We start from the raw sequence: 22,861 nt of genomic DNA, 5'->3' as shown, positions 1-22,861 counted from the left end.
GGGCGAACATGGAACAGCATTCCGATGGTTTGAAGGTGATGGTCATCGACGATTCCAAGACGATCCGTCGTACCGCCGAAACCCTGCTCAAGAAAGTCGGCTGCGATGTCATCACGGCCATCGATGGCTTCGACGCGCTGGCGAAGATCGCCGACACCCATCCGAACATCATCTTCGTCGACATCATGATGCCTCGGCTCGACGGCTATCAGACCTGCGCCCTGATCAAGAACAACAGCGCCTTCAAATCCACCCCGGTGATCATGCTGTCCTCCAAGGACGGCCTGTTCGACAAGGCCAAGGGTCGTATCGTCGGCTCCGACCAGTACCTCACCAAGCCCTTCAGCAAGGAAGAGCTGCTCGGCGCCATCAAGACCCACGTGCCCGACTTCACCCCGGTGGAGCAAGCTTCCTGATGTCCGGCCCTGCGTGCCGGTGATGCCTTTTCCTGGGGGACCCCATGGCTCGAATCCTCATTGTTGATGACTCTCCGACCGAGATGTACAAGCTGACCGCGATGCTGGAGAAGCATTCGCACCAGGTGCTCAAGGCCGAGAACGGCGCCGACGGCGTCGCCCTGGCCCGGCAGGAGAAGCCGGACGTGGTCCTGATGGACATCGTCATGCCCGGGCTGAACGGCTTCCAGGCCACCCGGCAGTTGTCCAAGGACCCGGAGACCAGCGCCATCCCGGTCATCATCGTCACCACCAAGGACCAGGAGACCGACAAGGTCTGGGGCAAGCGCCAGGGCGCTCGCGACTACCTGACCAAGCCGGTCGACGAAGAAACGCTGCTCAAGACCATCAATGCGGTACTCGCCGGCTGACGCCGGGCGGGGCCCGAATAACTATTAGAAAAGGCCAGGGCCGGCATGTCTGAAGTCCAGAGTCCCTTCCAGCTTCTCGTCGAGATCGATCAGCGCTGCCGTCGCCTGGCTGCCGGCCTGCCGGCGCAGCGCGAGGTCGTGCAGAGCTGGAACGGCATCGGCTTCCGCATGGCCGGCCGCCTGTTCGTGGCGCCCATGGGGGAGGTCGGCGAAGTGCTCCACGAGCCGCGCTACACCCTGTTGCCCGGCGTGCGCGAGTGGGTCCGGGGCGTGGCCAACGTCCGCGGTCGGCTGCTGCCGATCATGGACCTGTGCGGATTTCTCGGCGCGGAGCTGTCGCCGTTGCGCAAGCAGCGCCGCGTGCTGGTGGTAGAACACGGGGAGGTGTTCGCCGGGCTCATCGTCGATGAGGTCCTGGGCATGCAGCACTTCCCGGTGGATGCCTTCAGCGAGCAGTTGCCGCCCCTGGAGGCGGCCCTGCAACCCTTTGTTCATGGCGTATTCCATCGAGAGCAGCCCTGGCTGGTATTCAGCCCGCATGCCCTGGCGCAGCACCCGGGCTTCCTCGACGTCGCCAGCTAGTTGAAACCGGTTGGGTCGGGAACTTCCGGCCCGTGTCGTGACATGGAAACCGAAATCGTGGTGGGTCCAGGCGGGGGCCGTATATGAAGAAAATCAAGACAGGCAATCTCTTTTCGGGGGCGCGCAGCAGTTCACTGATCGCAGGGCTGTTCATCGTCCTGATCGTCTCGATCGTGCTGCTGTTCGCCAACTTCGCCTACCTCAACACCCAGTCGAACCACGACAAGCAGTACATCGGCCACGCCGGCGAACTGCGCGTGCTGTCGCAGCGGATCGCCAAGAACGCCACCGAAGCGGCGGCGGGCAAGAGCGAGGCGTTCAAGTCGCTGAAGGACGCCCGCAACGACTTCGAGAAGCGCTGGAACGTGCTGCTCAAGGGTGACGAGAGCACCGGCCTGCCGCCGAGCCCGGCCGACGTCCAGGTGCCGATGGCCGACGTGCAGAAGGACTGGGACCTGCTGCGCAAGAACACCGACTCCATCCTCGCCAGCGAGCAGACCGTGCTCTCGCTGCACCAGGTGGCCGCGACCCTCGCCGAGACCATCCCGCAGCTGCAGGTGACCTACGAGGAAGTGGTGGACATCCTTCTGGAAAGCGGTGCGCCGGCCGACCAGGTCGCCGTGGCTCAGCGCCAGTCGCTGCTCGCCGAACGTATCCTCGGCTCGGTGAACAAGGTGCTCGCCGGCGACGAGAACTCGGTGCAGGCCGCCGACAGCTTCGGCCGCGACGCCAGCCTGTTCGGCCGCGTGCTCAAGGGCATGAAGGAAGGCAACGCGGCGATGAGCATCTCCAAGGTGACCAACGCCGAGGCGGTGGATCGCCTCAACGAGGTTTCCGAGCTGTTCGAGTTCGTTTCCGGCTCGGTGGACGAGATCCTCGAGACCTCGCCGGAACTGTTCCAGGTCCGCGAGTCCGCCAACACCATCTTCAGCAGCTCGCAGACCCTGCTGGACAAGGCCTCCAAGCTGGCCGACGGCTTCGAGAACCTGGCCGGCGGCCGGCACCTGAACCAGGTGGCGAGCGTCGCGCTGGGCATCCTCGCCCTCGGCTCGATCATCCTCATCGGCCTGGTGATGGTGCGCGAGACCAACCGCCGGCTGGCCGAAACCGCCGAGAAGAACGAACGCAACCAGGCGGCGATCCTGCGGCTGCTCGACGAGATCGCCGACCTCGCCGACGGTGACCTGACCGTGGCCGCGACCGTGACCGAGGACTTCACCGGCGCCATCGCGGACTCCATCAACTACTCCATCGACCAGCTCCGCGAGCTGGTGGAAACCATCAACCTCACCGCCGTGCAGGTGGCCGCCGCCGCCCAGGAAACCCAGGCCACGGCGATGCACCTGGCCGAGGCCTCCGAGCACCAGGCCCAGGAAATCGCCGGCGCCTCCGCGGCGATCAACGAAATGGCCGTGTCCATTGACCAGGTATCGGCGAACGCCAGCGAATCCTCCGCGGTGGCGGAACGTTCCGTAGCCATCGCCAACAAGGGCAACGAGGTGGTGCACAACACCATCACCGGCATGGACAACATCCGCGAACAGATCCAGGACACCTCCAAGCGGATCAAGCGCCTGGGTGAGTCGTCCCAGGAGATCGGCGACATCGTCAGCCTGATCAACGACATCGCCGACCAGACCAACATCCTCGCCCTGAACGCCGCGATCCAGGCGTCCATGGCCGGTGACGCGGGCCGCGGCTTCGCCGTGGTGGCGGACGAGGTACAGCGCCTGGCGGAACGTTCCTCCGCCGCGACCAAGCAGATCGAGGCGCTGGTGAAGACCATTCAGACCGACACCAACGAAGCGGTGATCTCCATGGAGCAGACCACCTCCGAAGTGGTCCGCGGCGCCCGCCTGGCGCAGGATGCCGGTGTGGCCCTGGAAGAGATCGAGAAGGTATCCAAGACCCTGGCGGCGCTGATCCAGAACATCTCCAACGCCGCCCGTCAGCAGGCGTCGTCCGCCGGCCACATTTCCAACACCATGAACGTGATCCAGGAGATCACCTCGCAGACTTCCGCCGGTACCACCGCCACTGCGCGCAGCATCGGCAACCTGGCGAAGATGGCGAGCGAGATGCGCAACTCGGTATCCGGCTTCAAACTGCCGGACCTGGCAGAACAGGCCTGAGCGGAGGTGCGCGGGGCTGAAGGGCACCGCGCACGACAGTCTTGAGCGAGAGGCGCGACATGCAGGCAACTGGCGTCTGGTCGTTGCAGCCGTTGGCCGACATGTCGGCGGCGGAGTTCCGCGACTGGCAGGCTCTGCTGGAAGAACGCACCGGCGTTGTAGTCAACGAACAGCGCCGGACCTTCCTGCAGACCAGCCTGGGCGCGCGCATGCGCGAACTGGGCATCGGCGACTACGCCAGCTACTACCGCCAGGTCACCGACGGCCCGCGGGGCGCGGTGGAGTGGTCGAACCTGCTGGACCGCCTGACCGTCCAGGAAACCCGTTTCTTCCGCCACCTTCCGTCCTTCGAGCTGCTCGCCGGCTACGTCCGCGAGCGCCTGCCGGCGCTGGGGCGGCCGCTGGCGCTGTGGAGCGTGGGCTGTTCCAGCGGCGAGGAGCCGTACTCGCTGGCCATGGTGGTCGCCGAGGCGCTGCGCGAGCTGGAACTGCCGTCGCTGTACGGGGTGAGCGGCACCGATATCAGCCTCAGCGCCCTGGGCAAGGCCCGCGAGGCGCTGTACCCGGCGCGCAAGCTGGCGGATGTCGAGGACGAACTGCGGCAACGCTATTTCCGGGAAGAGGCCGACGGCCGCTACCGGGTTCGACCCGAGCTGGCCGAGCGGGTGTGCTGTACGCGATTGAACGTGCTGGACCTGGGGCAGGCGCCCATGTCCGGCCTGGACGTGATCTTCTGTCAGAACCTGTTGATCTACTTCCGCCGCTGGCGGCGCCGGGACATCCTCAACCGCCTGGCCGAGCGCCTGGCGCCGGGTGGGCTGCTGGTGATAGGCGTTGGCGAGGTTGCCGAATGGCAGCACCCGGACCTGGTGCCGGTGGCCGACGAACGGGTTCTGGCCTTTACCCGGAAGGGATGACACAGACACATGAGTGGAGTGGCTATGGGTGATCGGCACGATTATGTCGCCCTGGAATGGGTGAAAGGCGAGATCGCCGAAACCCTCAAGCAGGCGCGGCAGGCCCTGGAGGCGTTCGTCGAGAATCCGCAGGACCCCACGCGCATGGGTTTCTGCCTGGCCCACGTCCACCAGGTGCGGGGCACCCTGCAGATGGTGGAGTTCTATGGCGCCGCCCTGCTCGCCGAGGAAATGGAGCAGCTCACCCAGGCGCTGATCGACCAGCGCGTGCCCAGCCAGGGCGAGGCCCTGGAAGTGCTGATGCAGGCCATCCTGCAGCTGCCGGTGTACCTGGACCGTATCCAGAGCGCGCGCCGCGACCTGCCGATGGTGGTGCTGCCGCTGCTCAACGACCTGCGCGCCGCCCGCGGCGAGAAACTGCTCTCGGAAACCAGCCTGTTCGCCCCCGACCTGTCCGGCGGCAAGCCGCTGCTGCCCCTCGACGCCCTGGCGCGCCTGCGCACCTCCGAGCTGCCGACGCTGCTGCGCAAGCTGCGGCAGATGCTGCAGGTGGCGCTGGTCGGGGTGATCCGCAACCAGGACCTGCCGACCAACCTGGGCTACATGGCGCGGGTCTTCGCCCGCCTCGAATCGCTGTGCAAGGAGGCCCCGCTGGGCCGCCTGTGGACCATCGCCTCGGCCATGGTCGAGGGCCTGGCCAACGGCAGCATCGCCAATGGCACCACGGTGCGCAACCTGCTGCGCCAGGTCGACCGCGAGTTCAAGCGCCTGGTCGAGGAGGGCGCCGACGGGATGAACCAGGCGGCGCCCGACGAGTTGGTGAAGAACCTGCTGTTCTATGTGGCCAAGGCGTCCGACCAGTCGCCCAAGGTGCGCGAGGTCAAGGACGAGTACCGCCTCGACGAGGCGCTGCCCGGCGCCGCCGTGGTGGACGAGGAACGCGCCCGCCTGGCCGGTCCGGACCGCGACGCCATGCGCTCGGTGGTCGGCGCCCTGTGCGAGGAACTGGTGCGGGTCAAGGACAGCCTCGACCTCTTCGTGCGCAGCGACCGCTCCGCGGTGGCGGACCTCCAGGCCCTGGTGACGCCGCTCAAGCAGATCGCCGACACCCTGGCGGTGCTCGGCTTCGGCCAGCCACGCCGGGTGATCCTCGACCAGCTCGAAGTGGTCGGCGCCCTGGCCGACGGGCGCCGCGAGCCCAGCGACGCCACCCTGATGGACGTCGCCGGCGCGCTGCTCTACGTCGAGGCCACCCTGGCCGGCATGGCCGGGCCCAGCGAGGAACACGGCGACGAGGAGAGCCGCCTGCCGACCACCGACGTGGCGCAGATCCACCAGGTGGTGATCAAGGAGGCGCGCAACGGCCTGGAGCTGGCCAAGGACGCCATTATCGAGTTCATCGCCTCGCAGTGGAACCACGAGCACCTGGCGCGGGTGCCGGAACTGCTGACCCAGGTCCGCGGCGGCCTGGAAATGATCGACCAGGGGCGTGCGGCCCGGCTGCTGGAGGCCTGCAACCGCTACATCCAGGAACAGCTGCTGGCGCGCCAGGCGGTGCCGGACTGGCACAGCCTGGACACCCTGGCCGACGCCATCACCGGCGTCGAGTACTACCTCGAACGCCTCTCCGAGGACCAGGGCAGCTCCGGCGAGCTGATCCTCGACGTCGCCGAGGAGAGCCTGGAGCAGTTGGGCTATCCGCTCAAGCCGCGGCCTTCCATCCTCGACATGCCGACGCCCGACGCCCCGGCGGACGAGGCGTTGGCGGAAATCGACCTGCTGGCGACCAGCGCCGCCGCCGACGTGCTGGCGGAACAGGGCGTCGTCGACGAGCTGCAGGCGCCGGACGACATAGTGCCCGAGGCCGCCCAGGCCTTCGCCGCCGAGCCCGGCTGGGAACCGGCCAATGCCGGCGATCTCGCCCAGCCCGGCGACGAGCTGGCCTGGGACCTGCCGGCCACCGAGGAAGCGGCGCCGATCCGCGAAGACGTCGAGGCGCCGTTGCTGGTCTCCGACGACAACTGGACCCTGGCCGAGCCCGAGACACCGGCGCTCGACGATGCCGGCGTCGACTTCAGCCTGGACGCGCCGCTGGAATCGCCCGCCGATCCGGTGGAGCCGAGCTGGTCGCTGGACGAGAGCCTGTCCCTGGACAGCCTGGAGCCGCTGCCCGGCTCCGAAGTGGCGCCCGCAGCCCCGGGCCTGGCGGCCGCAGGCGATTCCTGGACCCTCGACGACCTGCCGGCCCTGGATGCCGCCGCGAGCCCCGCAGCCGCGGAAGGCGAAATCCAGTGGACGCTGGACGAAGAAACCCCCTCCACCTCCGACACCTCGTGGAGCCTGGAGGACCTGCCGTCACTGGATGCCGGTGCCGAGCCGGAAGCCACTCCGTCGGCGCCGGCCAGCGAACTCGAATGGGACCTGGCGTTCGACGCGCCGCAACCCGGTGATAGCGCACCGGGCCTGGGCGAGTGGAGCCTGGAACCCCTCGCCGACGAGCCGCCGGCGAGCGACGAACTGTCCGCGCTGGAGCTGGATGCCCCGTTCGATGCGCCTGAGTCATCTCTGGAAGAGCTGCCCGAGCTAGCGGCCCTGGACCTCGACGAGGCTCCGGCCAGCGAGCAGCCCAGCGCCGCGGACCAGGCCTGGGAAGACCTGGACATGGCCGCGCTGGACCTGCCCGAGGTCGAGCTGCCGTCACCGCCGATCGAGCCCGAGGCCGAGCCGGAGGAGGCGAAGCCTCTGTCCCTGGCCGAGGTGATGGCCACCCCGGCCCAGGCGATCAACCCGCCGGCCCGCGAGGTGCCGCCCAGCCTGCTGCCGCCGCCGGCCGACGAGGAACCGGTGGACGAGGAGCTGCGCGAGGTCTTCATCGAAGAGGCCGGCGAGGTCCTGGAAACCATCAACGAATACCTGCCGCGCTGGCAGGCCGACGTCGACGATCGCGAAGCGCTGACCGAGATCCGCCGCGCCTTCCACACCCTCAAGGGCAGCGGGCGCATGGTCCGGGCGCTGGTGGTCGGCGAACTGGCCTGGTCCATCGAGAACCTGCTCAACCGCGTGCTCGACCGCAGCATCGCGGCCAGCGCGCCGGTGCTGCAGGTGATCGGCGACGTGGTGGCCCTGATGCCGTCGCTGGTGGACGAGTTCGCCGCCAGCGCGCAGCGTCAGCGCGACGACGTCGACCAACTCGCCGCCACCGCCCACGCCCTGGCCAAGGGCGAACCGGTGCCGCCGCCGGAAGGCGGGGAAACACCGGCGATCGAAGAAGTGGCACTGGAGCCGGCGGTCGAAGCCGCGGCCCTGGACGAAGGCCTCGACCCGCAGCTGCTGGAAATCTTCCGCAACGAGGCCGAGACCCACCTGGAAACCCTCGGCGGCTTCCTCGCCGACTGTGACCGCGAGCTGCCCCAGCCGGTCACCGACGACCTGCAGCGTGCCCTGCATACCCTCAAGGGCAGCGCGCACATGGCCGGCATCCTGCCGATCGCGGAAATCGCCACGCCGCTGGAGCGGCTGGTGAAGGAGTTCAAGACCAACCTGCTGCAGGTCGACCTGCGCGAGGCCGAGCTGCTGCGCGAGGCCGAGCGCCTGCTCAGGGTGGGTCTGCAACAACTGGACGCCGGCCGTCCGCTGGCGCACATCGACGGCGGCGACGAGTTGCTGCAGCGCATCGCCCAGGTCCAGCAGGAGCGCCTGGAGGCCGCGGAGGCCAAGCGTCGCGGCGAAAGCGGCGAGAGTGGCGGCGATCCGCAGATGCTCAGCCTGTTCCTCGCCGAGGGCATGAACATCCTGCTGGACGCCGAGGACCTGCTCGGCCGCTGGCGCGAACATCCCCATGAAGGCCAGGAACTGGGCGCCCTGCACGAGGAGCTGGCGACACTGGCCAAGGGCGCGCAGCACGCTGAGCTGCCGCAGATGGCCGAACTCTGCGAGGCGCTGCTGGCCGTCTACGGCGCGGTGCAACAGGGCCGGCTGGCGGTGAGCGACGACTTCTTCGGCGCCGCCGAAGATGCCCACGAGGCGCTGATCGGCATGATGGACCAGGTGGCCGCGGCGTTGCAGGTCAGCGCCTGCCCGCAACAGGTCGAGGCCCTGCAGCGCCTGCTCCAGGCGCCCGCCGTGGAGGCCGATGAGGCACCCGAGCCGGTGCAGGCGGAGGCCGACGGCGAGAGCGATTTCATCGACCTCGACCAGCTCACCGCCGACGACTTCCCGCTGGAGGACGAAGAGCTGCTGCTCGACCGCCCCACCGCGCCGGAAGACCTGCCCGAAGGCCTGAAATGGCCGGCGGCGCCGCCCGCCGAGGCGCAGGAGCCCACGCCGGTCGAGCCGGAGAACGTTCGCGCGGCCGTCCCCGCGCAGACGCTGGACGAGGAAATGGTGGCGATCTTCCTCGAAGAGGCCGTGGACATCCTCGACAGCGCCGGCCAGGCCCTGACGCAGTGGGCCCAGGCCCCGGACGTGCCGGCCCCGCTGTCCACCCTGCAGCGCGACCTGCACACCCTCAAGGGTGGCGCGCGCATGGCCGAGATCCGCGAGATCGGTGACCTCTCCCATGAACTGGAATCGCTCTACGAGGGCCTGCTCGATGGCCGCTTCCAGGCCAACCCGGGCCTTGTCGGGCTGCTCCAGGCCTGCCACGACTGCCTGGCGCAGCAGCTCGACCAGCTGCAGGCCGGGCAGCCGCTGACCGATCCGGACGCCCTGATCCAACGTATCCGCGCCTTCCGCCAGAACCCCGAGTCGGCCTTGACCGCCGCGCCGGCCGAGCAGCAGCCTGAAGCCGAAGCCGAAGCCGAAGCCGAAGCCGAAGCCGAAGCCGAAGCCGAAGCCGAAGCCGAAGCCGCGCCGCTGCCGGACGAGCCGCCGCTGCCGATCGTCGACGAGAGCGAGGCCGAATCCGAGCCTGAGCCCGAGCCGGAGAGCGAAAGCACGGCACCCGAGGCGGTCGATCCGGTGTTGGAAGAGATCGACCTCGCCACCTTCCTCCATGAGGCGGAAAGCGACCCGAGCGCCCAGGCCCTGGAGCAGACCGACGACGTCGAGCCCGCGCCTGCGCCGGCGTTCGAGCCATTGGAAGTGCACGACCAGGAACTGGTGGACATCTTCCTCGAAGAAGGCTTCGACATCCTGGAAAGCGCAGCCGGTGCGCTGCAGCGCTGGATGGGCAACGTCGACAACGGCGTCGAGCTCGAAGCCCTGCAGCGTGACCTGCATACCCTCAAGGGCGGCGCGCGCATGGCCGAGATCCGCCCCATCGGCGACCTCGCCCACGAGCTGGAATACCTCTACGAAGGCCTCTGCGGCGGGCGCCTGCGCGCCAGCGACGGGCTCTTCGCCCTGCTCCAGCGCTGCCACGACCGCCTGGCGGAAATGCTTGAGGCGGTGCAGGGCCGGCAGCCGGTTCCCGAGGGCGAGTCGCTGATCGCGGCGATCCGCGACTTCCGCGCCAACCCCGACGAACAGCTGAGCATGCCCAGCAGCGTCAGCCTGCAGCCGCTGGTGCCGTCGCTGCTGGCCGGCGACGAGCCGGCGGCGGACATCATCGACATCTTCCTGGAAGAGGCCGACGACCTGCTCGAAGGCATGGAGCACGCCCTGGGCCGCTGGGACGCCGATGGCGACCACGGCGCCCTCGACGAGCTGCTGCGCATCCTCCACACCCTCAAGGGCGGTGCGCGGCTGGCCGGGCAGAACGCCCTCGGCGACCTCGCCCACGACCTCGAGGAACACCTCACCGAAGCCCAGCGCCAGGGCGCGCCCTGGCCGGACAGCCTGCTGCTCGACGTGCAGTCCGGCTTCGACGGCCTGCAGAACGAAGTGGACCACCTGCGCCAGCAGGTCGGCGAGGCCGATGCCGCCGCCGAAAGCGCCGCGGCCGTCACGCCGCCGCCCGCCAGCGAGCCGGAGCCGGTCGAGCCGCTGCCGGTCCTGGCCGCCGGCGCCATCATGGCCGTCGCCGAGCCGCAGCGCAGCGAAGCGCCCAAGGTGCTGCCCTTCGTCCAGCGCGCCCAGGAGGCCGCACAGCAGGCCGCCGCGCGGCGCGCCCCGCAGGAACTGGTGAAGGTCCCGGCGCCGCTGCTGGAGAACCTGGTCAACCTGGCCGGTGAAACCTCCATCTTCCGGGGCCGCGTCGAGCAGCAGGTGAGCGACGTCGGCTCCACCCTGACGGAGATGGACGCCACCATCGAGCGGGTGCGCGACCAGTTGCGCCGCCTCGACACCGAGACCCAGGCGCAGATCCTCTCGCGCCACCAGGCCGATGCGGAGCGGGCCGGCTACGAAGACTTCGACCCGCTGGAGATGGACCGCTACTCGCAGCTGCAGCAGCTGTCCCGCGCGCTGTTCGAGTCCGCCTCCGACCTGTTCGACCTCAAGGAAACCCTGGCCGCGAAGAACCGCGACGCCGAGACCCTGTTGCTGCAGCAGGCGCGCGTCAACACCGAGCTGCAGGAAGGCCTGATGCGCACCCGCATGGTGCCCTTCGACCGCCTGGTGCCGCGCCTGCGGCGCATCGTCCGGCAGGTCGCCGGCGAGCTGGGCAAGCAGGTGGAGTTCATCGTCGGCAACGCCGAAGGGGAAATGGACCGTACCGTGCTGGAGCGCATAGTCGCGCCCCTGGAGCACATGCTGCGCAACGCCGTCGACCACGGCATCGAATCCGCCGATGCGCGCCGCGCTGCCGGCAAGCCGGAGGCCGGCAGCATCCGCCTGGAACTGGGCCGCGAGGGCGGCGACATCCTCCTCAGCCTGGCCGACGACGGCGGCGGCATCCGCCTCGACGCGGTGCGCCGCAAGGCTGTCGAACGCGGCCTGATGGCGGCCGACGCCGAGCTTTCCGACCACGAGGTGCTGCAGTTCATCCTCGAGGCCGGCTTCAGCACCGCCGAGAAGCTCACGCAGATTTCCGGGCGCGGCGTCGGCCTGGATGTGGTCAACGCCGAGGTCAAGCAGCTCGGCGGTTCCATGAGCATCCAGTCGGAGCCGGGCAAGGGTACGCGCTTCGCCATCCGCCTGCCCTTCACCGTGTCGGTGAACCGCGCGCTCATGGTGCTTTCCGGCGAGGACCTGTACGCCGTGCCGCTGAACACCATCGAGGGCATCGTCCGCGTTTCGCCCTACGAGCTGGAGGCCCTCTACGAGGAGGGCGGCAGGCAGGGCCATGCGCCGCACTTCGAATACGCCGGGCAGGACTACGAGCTGAAATACCTGGGCGACCTGCTGAACAACGGCCAGCAGCCCAAGCTGGTGGGCCAGTCGCTGCCGCTGCCGGTGATCCTGGTGCGCTCCGCGGAACACGCGGTGGCGGTGCAGGTGGATGCCCTGGCCGGCTCCCGCGAGATCGTGGTGAAGAGCCTGGGCGCGCAGTTCGCCGGGGTCAGCGGCATCTCCGGGGCGACCATCCTCGGCGACGGCCGCGTGGTGGTGATCCTCGACCTGCTGGCGACCATCCGCGCCCGCCTGGCCAGCCTCGCCCTGCACGCCCAGCCGCGCCGCGCGCTGCCCAATGCGCCGCAGGCGGACAGCGAACAGCAGCGCCCGACCCTGGTCATGGTGGTGGACGACTCGGTCACCGTGCGCAAGGTCACCAGCCGCCTGCTGGAGCGCAACGGCATGAACGTGCTGACCGCCAAGGACGGGGTGGATGCCATCGCCCAACTGCAGGAACACAAGCCCGACATCATGCTGCTGGACATCGAGATGCCGCGCATGGACGGCTTCGAGGTGGCCACCCTGGTGCGCCACGACGAACGCCTGAAGGACCTGCCGATCATCATGATCACCTCGCGCACCGGCGAGAAGCACCGCGAGCGGGCCCTGGCCATCGGCGTCAACCGCTACCTGGGCAAGCCCTATCAGGAGTCCGAGCTGCTCGACAGCATCCAGGCGCTGGTGACCGTCCATGCCTGAGCAGAGCGGCGCAAGGATCGCGATCATCGCCGACACCTCGCTGCAGCGCCACGTGCTGCAGCAGGCCCTGGTCGGGCATGGCTACCAGGTGGTGCTCAACGCCGACCCCGGGCGCCTGGACGAGGCCCAGCTGGCCGCCTGCGAGACCGACCTGTGGCTGGTCGACCTGGCCCAGCAGGAAGACACGCCGCTGCTCGACAACCTGCTGGAGCAGGCCCAGGTGCCGGTGCTGTTCGGCGAGGGCCATGCCCCCGAGCGGCTTTCCGAGCACTATCCGCGCTGGGAGCGGCGCCTGGTGGGCAAGCTGCGGCGCCTGGTGGGCGACCCCAGCGCCAGTGTCGGCCAGAGCCTGGAGGCGCTGCTGAGCGAGGCCCAGCGGCCCAACCGCATCGCCTTGCCCGACGGCCTGGCTGCCTCGCCGCTGCAAGTGGGCGAACCGGCGCGCCAGGTCTGGCTGCTGGCCGCCTCCCTGGGCGGCCCGGCGGCGGTCAAGGCGTTCCTCGATGCGCTGCCGGGCGGCCTGCCGCTGGCCTTCCTCTATGCCCAGCACATCGCCCCGTCGTTCGAGCAGAGCCTGCCGCAGGCGGTGGGGCGGCATAGCCAGTGGCGCGTCAACCTCGCCCGCGACGCCGACTGGCTGCGCTGTGGCGAAGTGGTGGTGGTGCCGGTGCAGCACGAGCTGGGCTTCGCCGAGGATGGCCGCATGCGCCTGGGTCAGCGGGCCTGGCCGGAGCCCTACAGCCCGTCCATCGACCAGATGATGCTCAACCTCGCCCAGCAGTTCGGCAGCCGCTGCGGGGTGATAGTCTTCAGCGGCATGTGCAGCGACGGCAGCGCCGCGGCCGCCTATGTGCGCCGCCAGGGCGCCGAGATCTGGACGCAGCGCGCGGACGGCTGCGCCTGCTCGAGCATGCCCGACAGCCTGCGCGAGGGCGGCTACAGTACCTTCTCGGCCGATCCGCGCGAGCTCGCCGCGGCGCTGGTCGAACACCTGGCCGCGCAGTGTGCGGCCACTGGAGTGGAGTCATGAGTGATCTTTCCCTGCCGCAGGAAGCCCCTGTGAACGGCACCCCGGCCAATCTCGGCGCCGACGAGGCACCCGCCAGCCTGACCGGGCTGCTGGTGCCCCTGGCCGACCGTACCCTGCTGCTGCCCAACGTGGCCGTGGCCGAACTGATCGCCTACCGCGCGCCCCAGGCGCAGCCGGGCCTGCCGGCCTGGTACCTGGGCCAGGTGGCCTGGCGCGACCTGCGCCTGCCGTTGCTGTCCTTCGAGGCGGCCTCCGGCGGCGCGGCCCAGGTCGGCCCGGGGGCGCGGGTCATCGTCCTCAACGCCCTGGGCGGCCGGCCCCACGTGAAGTTCCTGGCGTTGCTGGCCCAGGGCATCCCGCGTTCGCTCAAGGTTGGTCCCGAGCTGCCCCGCGCCGAGGCCGAACTGGCGCCGCTGGAACTGGCGGCGGTGAGCGTCGGCGACGATCTGGTGCGCATCCCCGACCTGGTGGCGCTGGAGCAGAAGCTCGCCGACGCCGGGCTGATCTGAGCCCCGGCCATGGCGCTGCGTCACGCTTGGCTGGGCGATGGCTGCGAAGTGGCCAGCGCGGCGCTGAGCGGGCACCGCTTCGACAAGCACAGCCACGACGAATTCGTCATCAGCGCCAACCTCTGCGGCAGCGAGGACATCTGGCTGGACGGCCGCAGCTTCCAGGCCGGCGCCGGCGACATCACTCTCTACAACCCGGGGCAGATCCAGGGTGGCGGCGCCGCCGACGGCCAGCCCTGGCGCTTCGTCAGCCTCTACCTGGCGGAAAGCGTGCTGGCCGAGAGCCTGGGCCTGCAGCGCCTGGCTTTCGAGCGGCCGCTGCTGGCGCATCCGCAGCTGGCGGTGGAACTGGCCCGTGCGGTGGAACTGGCCCTTTCCGGCGACACCTTCCTGCGCGAACGCGGCGAGGAGTGCCTGACTCTGGCGCTGGCCGAACTGGCGCGACACGCGGGCACCCGCCCTCCGGCCACGGCAGCCCTTGGCCGGCGTCCAGTGGAGCGCCTGCAGGAACTGCTCGCCGCCAACCTCGCCGAGCCGCTGAGCCTGGAGGCCATGGCGCAGCAGGTGCAGGTCTCCAGGTTCCACCTGCTGCGGGCCTTCAAGCAGCACACCGGGATGAGCCCGCGGCAGTGGGCCATGCAACTGCGCACCCGGCGCGCGCTGGCGCTGCTGCGGGCAGGCGTCGCCGTGGGCGATGCCGCCCATGCCCTGGGCTTCGCCGACCAGAGCCACCTGACCCGCCACTTCCGCAGCGCCTACGGCATCAGCCCCGGCCGCTACCAGCGCACGCTGCGCGGCTGAAGCGGCGCAATCCGGTTCAAGTTTTTCCGCCGCCGCCTGGCGAGAATGGGCGCATTCCCGCTTTCCGGAGTTCCGCCCCATGCTCGCCATCTTCCTTGCTGCCCTGCTGTTCGGCTTCGCCTTCAACATCTCGCCGGGGGCGGTGTTCAGCGAAACCCTGCGCCGTGGCCTGACCGGCGGTTTCCGTCCGGCGCTGCTGGTGCAGCTCGGTTCGTTGATCGGCGATGCGGTCTGGGCCTTGCTCGGGCTGACCGGCCTGGCCCTGCTGCTGGCCCACGAGCAGGTGCGCGTGCCGCTGACCCTGGCCTGCGCCGGCTACCTGGCCTGGCTCGGCATCCAGGGCCTGCGCGACGCCTGGCGCCCGCCGCTGGACGACCTGGAGGCGGCCACCAGCGCCGGCAACGCCTTCGCCTCCGGGGCGGCCATCTCGCTGTCCAACCCGAAGAACGTGGTCTACTGGGGCGCGCTGGGCAGCGCCCTGGCCGGCATCGTCGAAGGCGCCCCGAGCCAGTCGCAGTCGCTGGTGTTCTTCGCCGGCTTCATGCTCTCGTCGCTGATCTGGTGCTTCCTCTGCGCCGGCCTGGTGGACTGGCTGCGGCGCAACACCTCGCTGTTCTGGCACCGCGTCAGCTACGCCGGCTGCGGCCTGCTGCTGCTCGGCCTGGCCGGCCTGGCTCTGCGCGGGCTTTGAGGACACGCGTCTGGCGCGCCAATCGCTACGGCGATGGGTATCGCTTCGCTCAACCCATCCTAGGGGGCTTCGAACCCACCTGTAGGCGCGGATTCATCCGCGATCCGGCCGACGGCCGGTTCCGGGATATCGCGGACGGAGTCCGCTCCTACGCTGCGCCAGCCACGGTGTTCCCCTGTGGGAGCGCGCCCTGCGCGCGAACCGCGGGCATGGCCCGCCACGATGGGGCCGGGGAGGCACGGTCGCAGGACCTTGTCCGCGATAGCCGAGGGTTCCGGCGGCTACCTCAGAAATCGCCCCACAGCTGCTGCGCCACGCTCAGTGCCACTACCGGCGCGGTCTCGGTGCGCAGCACCCGCGGGCCCAGGCGGGCGGCGTGGAAGCCGGCGGCCCTGGCCTGTTCCACCTCGGCGTCGCTCAGGCCGCCTTCCGGGCCGATGAGGAAGGCCAGGCTGCCCGGGCGGGCGTGGCTGGCCAGGGGCTCGGCCACCGGGTGCAGGACCAGCTTGAGGTCCGCTTCGGTGGCCTGCAGCCATTCGGCGAGGCTGACGGGGGCGTCTATCTGCGGCAGCACCGAGCGGCCGCATTGCTCACAGGCGCTGATGGCGATCTGGCGCCAGTGGGCGGTGCGCTTGTCGGCGCGTTCGTCCTTCAGGCGCACTTCGCAGCGTTCGCTGACGATCGGGGTGATCCGCGCGGCGCCCAGTTCGGTGGCCTTCTGGATCGCCCAGTCCATGCGCTCGCCGCGCGACAGGCCCTGGCCCAGGTGCAGGCGCAGCGGCGACTCGGCCAGGCCGGCGAAGCTTTCGCGCAGCTCCACGCGCACGTTCTTCTTGCCTACTTCCACCAGTTCGCCGAGGAATTCCTGGCCGGAACCGTCGAACAGCTGCACGGCATCGCCAGCGGCATGCCGCAGCACGCGGCCGATGTAGTGGGCCTGGGCCTCGGGCAGCTCGTGCTGGCCGAGGGAGAGGGGGGCGTCGATGAAGAAGCGGGAAAGGCGCATAGGAAACAAAGCCGCTGAAGGCTGGAGGCTGAACGAAGAGCGGCATGGTGCAGCCCGCTTTGCATTTCGTCCAGCCTTCAGCCTCCAGCGCTCTTCTCGGCTCTCAGCCGCTAGCCCGGATCCCGATGATCCGGATACAACCCGCTGACCGCCACGCTCACCGAGTCCCGGCAGGCGATGTCGATGCCTTCGCTGGCCACTTCGGCGAGGAAGTCGATTTCCTCCGGGGTGATCACGTAGGGCGGCAGGAAGTACACCACGTTGCCCAGCGGGCGCAGCATGGCGCCGCGTTCCAGGGCGTGCTGGTAGACCTTCAGGCCGCGGCGTTCCTGCCAGGGGTAGGCCGCGCGGCTGGTCTTGTCCTGGACCATCTCGATGGCCAGGGCCATGCCGGTCTGGCGGACTTCGGCCACGTGGGGATGGTCGGCCAGGTGCGCGGTAGCCGAGGCCATGCGCGCGGCCAGGGCCTTGTTGGCCTCGATCACGTTGTCCTGCTCGAAGATGTCGAGGGTCGCCAGGGCCGCGGTGCAGGCCAGCGGGTTGCCGGTGTAGGTGTGCGAATGCAGGAAGGCGCGCAGGGTGGCGTAGTCGTCGTAGAAGGCCTGGTAGACCTTGTCGGTGGTCAGCACCGCGGCCATCGGCAGGTAGCCGCCGGTCAGCGCCTTGGACAGCACCAGGAAGTCCGGGGTGATGCCGGCCTGCTCGCAGGCGAACATCGTGCCGGTGCGGCCGAAGCCGACGGCGATCTCGTCGTGGATCAGGTGCACGCCGTAGCGGTCGCAGGCTTCGCGCAGCAGCTTCAGGTACACCGGGTGGTACATGCGCATGCCGCCGGCGCCCTGGATCAGCGGTTCGACGATGACCGCGGCGACCTCCCGGTGGTGCTGCTCCAGGGTGCGCTCCATGTGCTCGAACATGGCCCGCGAATGGGCCTCCCAGCTCTCGCCCTCGGCGCGCAGGTAGCAGTCCGGGCTGGGCACCTTGAGGGTGTCCAGCAGCAGCGACTTGTAGGTCTCGGTGAACAGTGCCACGTCGCCAACCGACATCGCCGCCACGGTCTCGCCGTGGTAGCTGTTGGTCAGGGTGACGAAGCGCTTCTTCGCCGGCTGGCCGCAGTTCTGCCAGTAGTGGTAGCTCATCTTCAGCGCCACCTCGATGCCCGAGGAGCCGTTGTCGGCGTAGAACACCCGCGACAGGCCCTCGGGCGTGAGGCGTGCCAGGCGCTCGGACAGCTCGACCACCGGCGCATGGGTGAAGCCGGCGAGGATCACGTGCTCCAGCTGGTCGACCTGGTCCTTGATGCGCTGGTTGATGCGCGGGTTGGCGTGGCCGAAGACGTTCACCCACCAGGAGCTGACCGCGTCCAGGTAGCGCTTGCCCTCGAAGTCCTCCAGCCACACGCCCTTGCCGCGGCGGATGGGGATGACCGGCAGGCGCTCGTGGTCTTTCATCTGGGTGCAGGGGTGCCAGAGCACCTCCAGGTCGCGCTGCATCCACTCGGCGTTCAGGCCCATGGAAGGTCTCCTCTTGAAGTCGTCGGGCAAGCCTATGCAATGGGACATGGACGGACAAGGCGCGCGCCGCGACACACGGCAGAGGGTGGCATCTGGCCGGCCACTGGGCGCTGGCGTATGCTGCGCGCCTTCGCACCATGTTGGGGGATGCACGATGAAGATTCGATGGCTGCGCGCGGCCTCGCTGCTGGCGCTGGCAGCGTTCAGCGCGTTCGCGTTGGGCAAGGACAAACAGCCGACCGCGATCGTGGTCGGCGGCGGGCTGGCGGGCCTCAGCGCCGCCTATGAACTGCAGCAGTCGGGCTGGCAGGTCACCCTGCTGGAGGCCAAGCCGCAGATCGGCGGGCGCTCGGGCCTGGCCACCAGCGAATGGCTGGGCAACGCCAAGGCCCAGCCGACCCTCAACGGCTACCTGGACACCCTCAAGCTGAAAGCGGTGCCGGCGCCGGAATTCGTGCGTACCCCCAGCTACCTGATCGACGGCGTCTACTACAGCTCCGCCGACCTGAAGCAGAAGATGCCCGCCGTGGCCGCCGACCTGGAGCGCTTCGAGAAGTCGCTGAACGATCTCTCGGCGTCCATCGACGACCCGCTCGACCCGCTGGCCAACAAGACCCTGTTCGCCCTCGACCAGCTCAACGTCGCCCGCTGGCTGGACAAGCTGAATCTGTCGCCGACCGCGCGCCTGCTGGTCAACCAGCGCATCCGCTCGCACTACGACGAGCCCTCGCGCCTGTCGCTGTTGTACCTCGCCCAGCAGGGCCGGGTGTACCGCAACGTCGACGACCGCGACCTGCGCGCCGCGCGCCTGCCGGGCGGTAGCCAGGTGCTGGCCCAGGCCTTCGTCAAGCAGTTGAAGACCATCAAGACCAACGCCCGCGTCAGCGCCATCGTGCAGGACAAGGACGGCGTCACCGTCAAGGCCGGCACCACCGGCTACAGCGCCGACTACGTGGTGCTCGCCGTGCCGCTGCGCGCCCTGGCCCAGATCCAACTGACCCCGGGGCTCAACGCCAGGCAGCAGGAAGCGCTGAAGAACACCAACTACGGCTGGCGCGACCAGATTCTGCTGAAGTTCAAGCGCCCGGTGTGGGACGACAAGTCGCGCCTGTCCGGCGAGATCTACAGCGACCAGGGCCTGGGCATGATCTGGGTCGAGCCCGCGCTCAAGGGTGGCGCCAACGTGCTGATCAACCTCTCCGGCGACAACGCCCGCGTGCTGCAGGCCTTCGGCGACCGGCAGATGGTCGACCAGGTGCTGATCCGCATGAACAAGTACTACCCGAAGATGCGCGGCGCCTATTCCGGCTATGAAATGCGCCGCTACAGCACCGACGTCAGCACCGGCGGCTCCTACCTGGCCTACGGCCCGGGGCAGATCAGCCGCTTCTGGCGCGCCTGGGAACAGCCGCTGCCGCGCGTCGCCTTCGCCGGCGAGCACACCGACGCGCTCTACCCGGGCACCATCGAGGGCGCCCTGCGCAGCGGCAAGCGCGCCGCCGCGCAACTGCGCGACCTGGCCGACGGCAAGAGCGTCAGCATCCCCGCGCCGGCCAAGGCCAGCGAAGCGCCGGCGGCGCCGGCCGCGGGCGAGGGCAAGAAGAAGGGCGCGTTCTCCTGGTTCACCGACATGTTCTGAGCCGCGGTTCCCGCCACTGCCTGTGAAAAAGGGGCGCCTTCCAGCGCCCCTTTTTCTTTGGCGGCGAATAATTCCCGCGCCCGGGGTGTTATCTCGAAAGAGGCACAGAAGGCTCTGGAATGGTCGTTAGCCAGCGAAGCTATCTTGTGAATCGATGTTTCAAAGCAGTAATTTCCACTTTTATCCGATCGTTTTGCCGCTAGTCTTGATGCTCCGGCTTTATCAGGAAACCTTTCGATGCAATGGCGTAATTCGCCCTCCCGTTACGGTCTGGTCAGTCTCTTCCTGCACTGGGGCAGCGCCCTGGTGGTCTTCGGCCTGTTCGGCCTGGGCCTGTGGATGCGCGAGCTGGACTACTATGACACCTGGTATCACCGCGCCCCGGAAATCCACAAGAGCATCGGCATCCTGCTGGCCATCGCCCTGATCGTGCGCATCGCCTGGCGCTTCCTCAGCCCGCCGCCGCCGGCCCCGGCCAACCATGGCGCGCTGACGCGCAAGGCCAGCAAGCTCGGCCACCTGGCGCTGTACGGGCTGCTGATCGCGGTGATAGTCGCCGGTTACCTGATTTCCACCGCCGAGGGCAAACCCATCAGCGTGTTCGGCTGGTTCGACGTGCCGGCGACCTTGAGCGGGCTGCCCGAGCAGGCCGACACCGCCGGCGCCATCCACCTGTACCTGGCCTGGGCCCTGGTGGTCTTCGCCGTACTGCACGCCCTGGCGGCGCTCAAACACCATTTCCTCGACCGCGATGCGACACTCACGCGCATGCTCGGCCGTTCCACGGATTGACCCCACCTAGCACCATATGGAGATCACCATGCTGAAGAAGACCTTCGCCGCCCTGGCCCTGGGTACCGCCCTGTTCAGCGCCGGCCAGGCCATGGCCGCCGACTACAAGATCGACAAGGAAGGCCAGCACGCCTTCATCGAGTTCCGCATCAAGCACCTGGGCTACAGCTGGCTGTACGGCCGCTTCGACGACTTCGACGGCGCCTTCACCTTCGACGAGAAGAACCCGGCCGCCGACAAGGTCAAGGTCACCATCAACACCAACAGCGTGAACACCAACCACGCCGAACGTGACAAGCACCTGCGCAGCGGCGACTTCCTCAACGTCTCGAAGAACCCCACCGCGACCTTCGAGTCCACCGGCGTCAAGGCCGACGGCAAGAACGCCGAGATCACCGGCAACCTGACCCTCAACGGCGTGACCAAGCCGGTCACCCTCAAGGCCGAGCTGATCGGCCAGGGCGACGACCCGTGGGGCGGCTACCGCGCCGGCTTCCTCGGCACCACCACCCTGAAGCTGAAGGACTTCAACATCCAGCGCGACCTCGGCCCGGCTTCCCAGGAAGTCGAGCTGACGCTGTCGGTGGAGGGTGTGCGTCAATAAGACGCGGTTGCAGCGAAACGCCGGCGCAAGCCGGCGTTTTCGTTACTGCGGCAGCTCTTCCTGGGCGTCCAGGCAGCGTTGTAGCAGGTGTGCCATGCAGCGCTGCTCCTCGGCATCCAGCGGTGCAAAGAGCCTGTCATGGGTGCATGCGAGAATCGCCTGGGCCTGGGCATGGACGACCTTGCCGGCCTCGGTGAGGAACAGCTGGAAGCTGCGCTGGTCCCCCGGGTTGCGCTCGCGGCGGACCAGGCCGCGGCTCTCCATCTCGCGGACCTTGCGGGTGATCAGCGCCTTGTCGCGGCACATCTGCCGGCCGACGTCCTGCAGGTTGATGAGGCCCTCGGCCTCGGCGATCAGCTCCAGCAGGCGGATGTCCGGCGGCGCCAGGTCGATGCCCTGGGCGAGCAGGCCCATCTGCAGCTGGTTGCGCAGATGCTCGAAGAGCGCCATCAGGTTCTGTGGCAGGTCGGGATTCACGGGACGGGTCATGGCCTGGACGGGGTAAACGGAATGTAAAGCCGATTGATCGGCCGATTCATTTTCCTTATTTTAGTTGACGCTATCAACTTTATGACAAGCCGCTCACGCCGAACGGGAATCGTCTGAAGCACCCGCCATGGGCTAAAACGTTTCAGTTGGTTACCGACAAGGCTTTCGGTCGTTTACAAACAAACCTGAATGTAAGTATTTTGCCAGCCTTTCCGGCCCGGCTGCCGCCGTGGTGCCGGATGCTTTCGCTTACGAGGACAACGATATGCAACGAACGCCAGCCAAGCGCGCCCTGGTTCCGGCCCTGCTCGTCGCCATGGCTACCCTTGCCGGTTGCGGCAAGAACGAGGCCCCGCAGCAGGCGCAGACCCCCGAGGTCGGTGTGGTGACCCTGCAGGCCCAGACGGTGCCGCTGAGCACCGAGCTGCCCGGCCGCACCACGGCGTTCCGGGTGGCCGAAGTGCGGCCGCAGGTCAACGGCATCATTCTCAAGCGCCTGTTCAAGGAAGGCAGCGACGTCAAGGAAGGCCAGCAGCTGTACCAGATCGACCCGGCCACCTACGAAGCCACCTACCAGAGCGCCAAGGCCAACCTGATGTCCACCCAGCAGCAGGCCGAGCGCTACAAGCTGCTGGTGGCCGACGAGGCGGTGAGCAAGCAGCAGTACGCCGATGCCCAGGCCGCCGCGCTGCAGGCCAAGGCCTCCGTCGACCAGGCGCAGATCAACCTGCGCTACACCAAGGTGCTGTCGCCCATCTCCGGGCGCATCGGCCGTTCGGCGGTGACCGAGGGCGCGCTGGTGACCAACGGCCAGGCCACCGCCATGGCCACCGTGCAGCAGCTCGACCCCATCTACGTCGACGTCACCCAGCCCTCCACCTCGCTGCTGCGCCTGCGCCGCGAGCTGGCCGCCGGCAACCTGCAGAAGGCCGGCGACAACGCGGCCAAGGTCAAGCTGTTCCTCGAGGACGGTTCGGCCTATCCGCTGGAAGGCAAGCTGGAGTTCTCCGAGGTCTCGGTGGACCAGGGCACCGGCTCGGTGACCGTCCGCGCGGTGTTCCCCAACCCCAAGCATGAATTGCTGCCGGGCATGTTCGTGCATGCCGTGCTGCAGGAAGGGGTGAAGGACAAGGCCATCCTCGCGCCCCAGCAGGGCGTGACCCGCGACCTGCGCGGCCAGCCCACCGCCCTGGTGCTGGGCGCCGACGACAAGGTCGAGCTGCGCAACATCAAGACCGACCGCACCGTGGGGGCCTACTGGCTGGTCACCGAGGGCCTGAAGCCCGGCGACCGCCTGATCACCGAAGGCCTGCAGTACGTCCAGCCCGGCGCCAAGGCCAAGGCCGTGCCGGCGAAGAACGTCGCCCCCGCGCCGGAGGCCGGCAAGCCCGCCGCCTCGGACAGCCAGGGTTAAC

Annotated in this window: 17 protein-coding genes; 14 read left to right on the top strand and 3 right to left on the bottom strand. The window is 68.7% G+C overall.

The genetic code is table 11. The features are described 5' to 3' along the window. Positions 1–8 precede the first annotated feature (8 nt). The 10 genes from pilG (at position 9) to M8R19_RS13580 (ending at position 15,402) form a co-directional block, all read left to right on the top strand. Entirely contained in the window at positions 9–416 is a 408-nt protein-coding gene (pilG, locus tag M8R19_RS13625; protein ID WP_009615249.1) for a twitching motility response regulator PilG, read from the top strand. 44 nt (positions 417–460) lie between these two features. Further along, positions 461–826 (top strand): twitching motility response regulator PilH, encoded by a 366-nt coding sequence (gene pilH / locus M8R19_RS13620; protein ID WP_009615257.1) that lies wholly within the window; start codon positions 461–463, stop codon positions 824–826. 45 nt (positions 827–871) lie between these two features. Then, the gene (locus tag M8R19_RS13615) at positions 872–1,408 is read left to right on the top strand and encodes a chemotaxis protein CheW (RefSeq protein WP_009615258.1); all 537 of its coding nucleotides are present in this window, start codon (positions 872–874) and stop codon (positions 1,406–1,408) included. Between the two features lie 83 nt (positions 1,409–1,491). Next, positions 1,492–3,540, top strand: coding sequence for a methyl-accepting chemotaxis protein (locus M8R19_RS13610; RefSeq protein WP_249918052.1), 2,049 nt, complete (start codon positions 1,492–1,494; stop codon positions 3,538–3,540). A gap of 59 nt (positions 3,541–3,599) precedes the next feature. Then, positions 3,600–4,457 (top strand): protein-glutamate O-methyltransferase, encoded by an 858-nt coding sequence (locus tag M8R19_RS13605; RefSeq protein WP_074986431.1) that lies wholly within the window; start codon positions 3,600–3,602, stop codon positions 4,455–4,457. 24 nt (positions 4,458–4,481) lie between these two features. Then, positions 4,482–12,371, top strand: a complete 7,890-nt coding sequence (locus M8R19_RS13600; protein WP_249918051.1) for an Hpt domain-containing protein — start codon at positions 4,482–4,484, stop codon at positions 12,369–12,371. After that, a complete protein-coding gene (locus tag M8R19_RS13595) occupies positions 12,364–13,401 on the top strand; it encodes a chemotaxis protein CheB (protein ID WP_249918050.1) in 1,038 nt (345 codons plus the stop codon). Before M8R19_RS13600 ends, M8R19_RS13595 begins: the two co-directional genes overlap by 8 nt. After that, positions 13,398–13,910, top strand: coding sequence for a chemotaxis protein CheW (locus tag M8R19_RS13590; RefSeq protein ID WP_058072684.1), 513 nt, complete (start codon positions 13,398–13,400; stop codon positions 13,908–13,910). Before M8R19_RS13595 ends, M8R19_RS13590 begins: the two co-directional genes overlap by 4 nt. A 9-nt stretch (positions 13,911–13,919) precedes the next feature. After that, positions 13,920–14,711 carry an AraC family transcriptional regulator gene (locus M8R19_RS13585; protein WP_249918049.1) on the top strand — a complete coding sequence of 264 codons (792 nt, stop codon included), beginning with the start codon at positions 13,920–13,922 and terminating at the stop codon, positions 14,709–14,711. Positions 14,712–14,790: 79 nt separating this feature from the next. Beyond that, a complete protein-coding gene (locus tag M8R19_RS13580; RefSeq protein WP_249918048.1) occupies positions 14,791–15,402 on the top strand; it encodes a LysE family translocator in 612 nt (203 codons plus the stop codon). Positions 15,403–15,688: 286 nt separating this feature from the next. On the opposite strand, the gene M8R19_RS13575 is transcribed toward M8R19_RS13580, so the two are convergent. Both M8R19_RS13575 and M8R19_RS13570 read right to left on the bottom strand, forming a co-directional pair. Continuing rightward, complete coding sequence (locus M8R19_RS13575; RefSeq protein ID WP_043269475.1) at positions 15,689–16,408, bottom strand: 16S rRNA (uracil(1498)-N(3))-methyltransferase; 720 nt, start codon at positions 16,406–16,408, stop codon at positions 15,689–15,691. A 110-nt stretch (positions 16,409–16,518) separates the two neighbouring features. Beyond that, on the bottom strand, positions 16,519–17,922 hold the full coding sequence (locus M8R19_RS13570; RefSeq protein ID WP_249918047.1) for an adenosylmethionine--8-amino-7-oxononanoate transaminase: 1,404 nt from the start codon (positions 17,920–17,922) through the stop codon (positions 16,519–16,521). A gap of 154 nt (positions 17,923–18,076) precedes the next feature. Here M8R19_RS13570 and M8R19_RS13565 point away from each other — a divergent pair, with 154 nt between their 5' ends. From M8R19_RS13565 to M8R19_RS13555, 3 genes are all read left to right on the top strand, one after another. After that, a complete protein-coding gene (locus tag M8R19_RS13565) occupies positions 18,077–19,561 on the top strand; it encodes a flavin monoamine oxidase family protein (RefSeq protein ID WP_074984238.1) in 1,485 nt (494 codons plus the stop codon). 237 nt (positions 19,562–19,798) lie between these two features. Further along, the gene (locus M8R19_RS13560; protein WP_009615275.1) at positions 19,799–20,353 is read left to right on the top strand and encodes a cytochrome b; all 555 of its coding nucleotides are present in this window, start codon (positions 19,799–19,801) and stop codon (positions 20,351–20,353) included. A 28-nt stretch (positions 20,354–20,381) separates the two neighbouring features. Beyond that, positions 20,382–20,957 carry a YceI family protein gene (locus M8R19_RS13555; protein WP_074984255.1) on the top strand — a complete coding sequence of 192 codons (576 nt, stop codon included), beginning with the start codon at positions 20,382–20,384 and terminating at the stop codon, positions 20,955–20,957. A 42-nt stretch (positions 20,958–20,999) separates the two neighbouring features. Here M8R19_RS13555 and M8R19_RS13550 read toward each other — a convergent pair whose 3' ends face one another. Continuing rightward, positions 21,000–21,446 (bottom strand): MarR family transcriptional regulator, encoded by a 447-nt coding sequence (locus M8R19_RS13550; protein ID WP_074984235.1) that lies wholly within the window; start codon positions 21,444–21,446, stop codon positions 21,000–21,002. A 265-nt stretch (positions 21,447–21,711) separates the two neighbouring features. On the opposite strand from M8R19_RS13550, the gene mexA reads away from it, so the two are divergent. Further along, positions 21,712–22,860: a multidrug efflux RND transporter periplasmic adaptor subunit MexA gene (gene mexA / locus M8R19_RS13545; protein ID WP_074984233.1), complete on the top strand. Its 1,149-nt coding sequence runs from the start codon at positions 21,712–21,714 to the stop codon at positions 22,858–22,860. Position 22,861: the final 1 nt, after the last annotated feature.

Source organism: Pseudomonas sp. R3.Fl (assembly GCF_023516765.1).
GTDB classification, from domain to species: domain Bacteria; phylum Pseudomonadota; class Gammaproteobacteria; order Pseudomonadales; family Pseudomonadaceae; genus Pseudomonas; species Pseudomonas citronellolis.
Note: the sequence above shows the minus strand (reverse complement) of the source record. Positions and strands in the feature narration are given on the sequence as shown.

Excerpts from the sequence above, each read along its gene's own strand:
- M8R19_RS13605 (WP_074986431.1), top strand. The coding sequence starts at position 3,600 with ATGCAGGCAACTGGCGTCTGGTCGTTGCAGCCGTTGGCCGACATGTCG.
- M8R19_RS13575 (WP_043269475.1), bottom strand. The coding sequence starts at position 16,408 with ATGCGCCTTTCCCGCTTCTTCATCGACGCCCCCCTCTCCCTCGGCCAG.
- M8R19_RS13600 (WP_249918051.1), top strand. The coding sequence starts at position 4,482 with ATGGGTGATCGGCACGATTATGTCGCCCTGGAATGGGTGAAAGGCGAG.
- M8R19_RS13550 (WP_074984235.1), bottom strand. The coding sequence starts at position 21,446 with ATGACCCGTCCCGTGAATCCCGACCTGCCACAGAACCTGATGGCGCTC.
- M8R19_RS13595 (WP_249918050.1), top strand. The coding sequence starts at position 12,364 with ATGCCTGAGCAGAGCGGCGCAAGGATCGCGATCATCGCCGACACCTCG.
- M8R19_RS13570 (WP_249918047.1), bottom strand. The coding sequence starts at position 17,922 with ATGGGCCTGAACGCCGAGTGGATGCAGCGCGACCTGGAGGTGCTCTGG.
- M8R19_RS13560 (WP_009615275.1), top strand. The coding sequence starts at position 19,799 with ATGCAATGGCGTAATTCGCCCTCCCGTTACGGTCTGGTCAGTCTCTTC.
- pilH (WP_009615257.1), top strand. The coding sequence starts at position 461 with ATGGCTCGAATCCTCATTGTTGATGACTCTCCGACCGAGATGTACAAG.
- mexA (WP_074984233.1), top strand. The coding sequence starts at position 21,712 with ATGCAACGAACGCCAGCCAAGCGCGCCCTGGTTCCGGCCCTGCTCGTC.
- M8R19_RS13615 (WP_009615258.1), top strand. The coding sequence starts at position 872 with ATGTCTGAAGTCCAGAGTCCCTTCCAGCTTCTCGTCGAGATCGATCAG.
- M8R19_RS13565 (WP_074984238.1), top strand. The coding sequence starts at position 18,077 with ATGAAGATTCGATGGCTGCGCGCGGCCTCGCTGCTGGCGCTGGCAGCG.
- M8R19_RS13590 (WP_058072684.1), top strand. The coding sequence starts at position 13,398 with ATGAGTGATCTTTCCCTGCCGCAGGAAGCCCCTGTGAACGGCACCCCG.
- M8R19_RS13610 (WP_249918052.1), top strand. The coding sequence starts at position 1,492 with ATGAAGAAAATCAAGACAGGCAATCTCTTTTCGGGGGCGCGCAGCAGT.
- M8R19_RS13580 (WP_249918048.1), top strand. The coding sequence starts at position 14,791 with ATGCTCGCCATCTTCCTTGCTGCCCTGCTGTTCGGCTTCGCCTTCAAC.
- pilG (WP_009615249.1), top strand. The coding sequence starts at position 9 with ATGGAACAGCATTCCGATGGTTTGAAGGTGATGGTCATCGACGATTCC.
- M8R19_RS13555 (WP_074984255.1), top strand. The coding sequence starts at position 20,382 with ATGCTGAAGAAGACCTTCGCCGCCCTGGCCCTGGGTACCGCCCTGTTC.
- M8R19_RS13585 (WP_249918049.1), top strand. The coding sequence starts at position 13,920 with ATGGCGCTGCGTCACGCTTGGCTGGGCGATGGCTGCGAAGTGGCCAGC.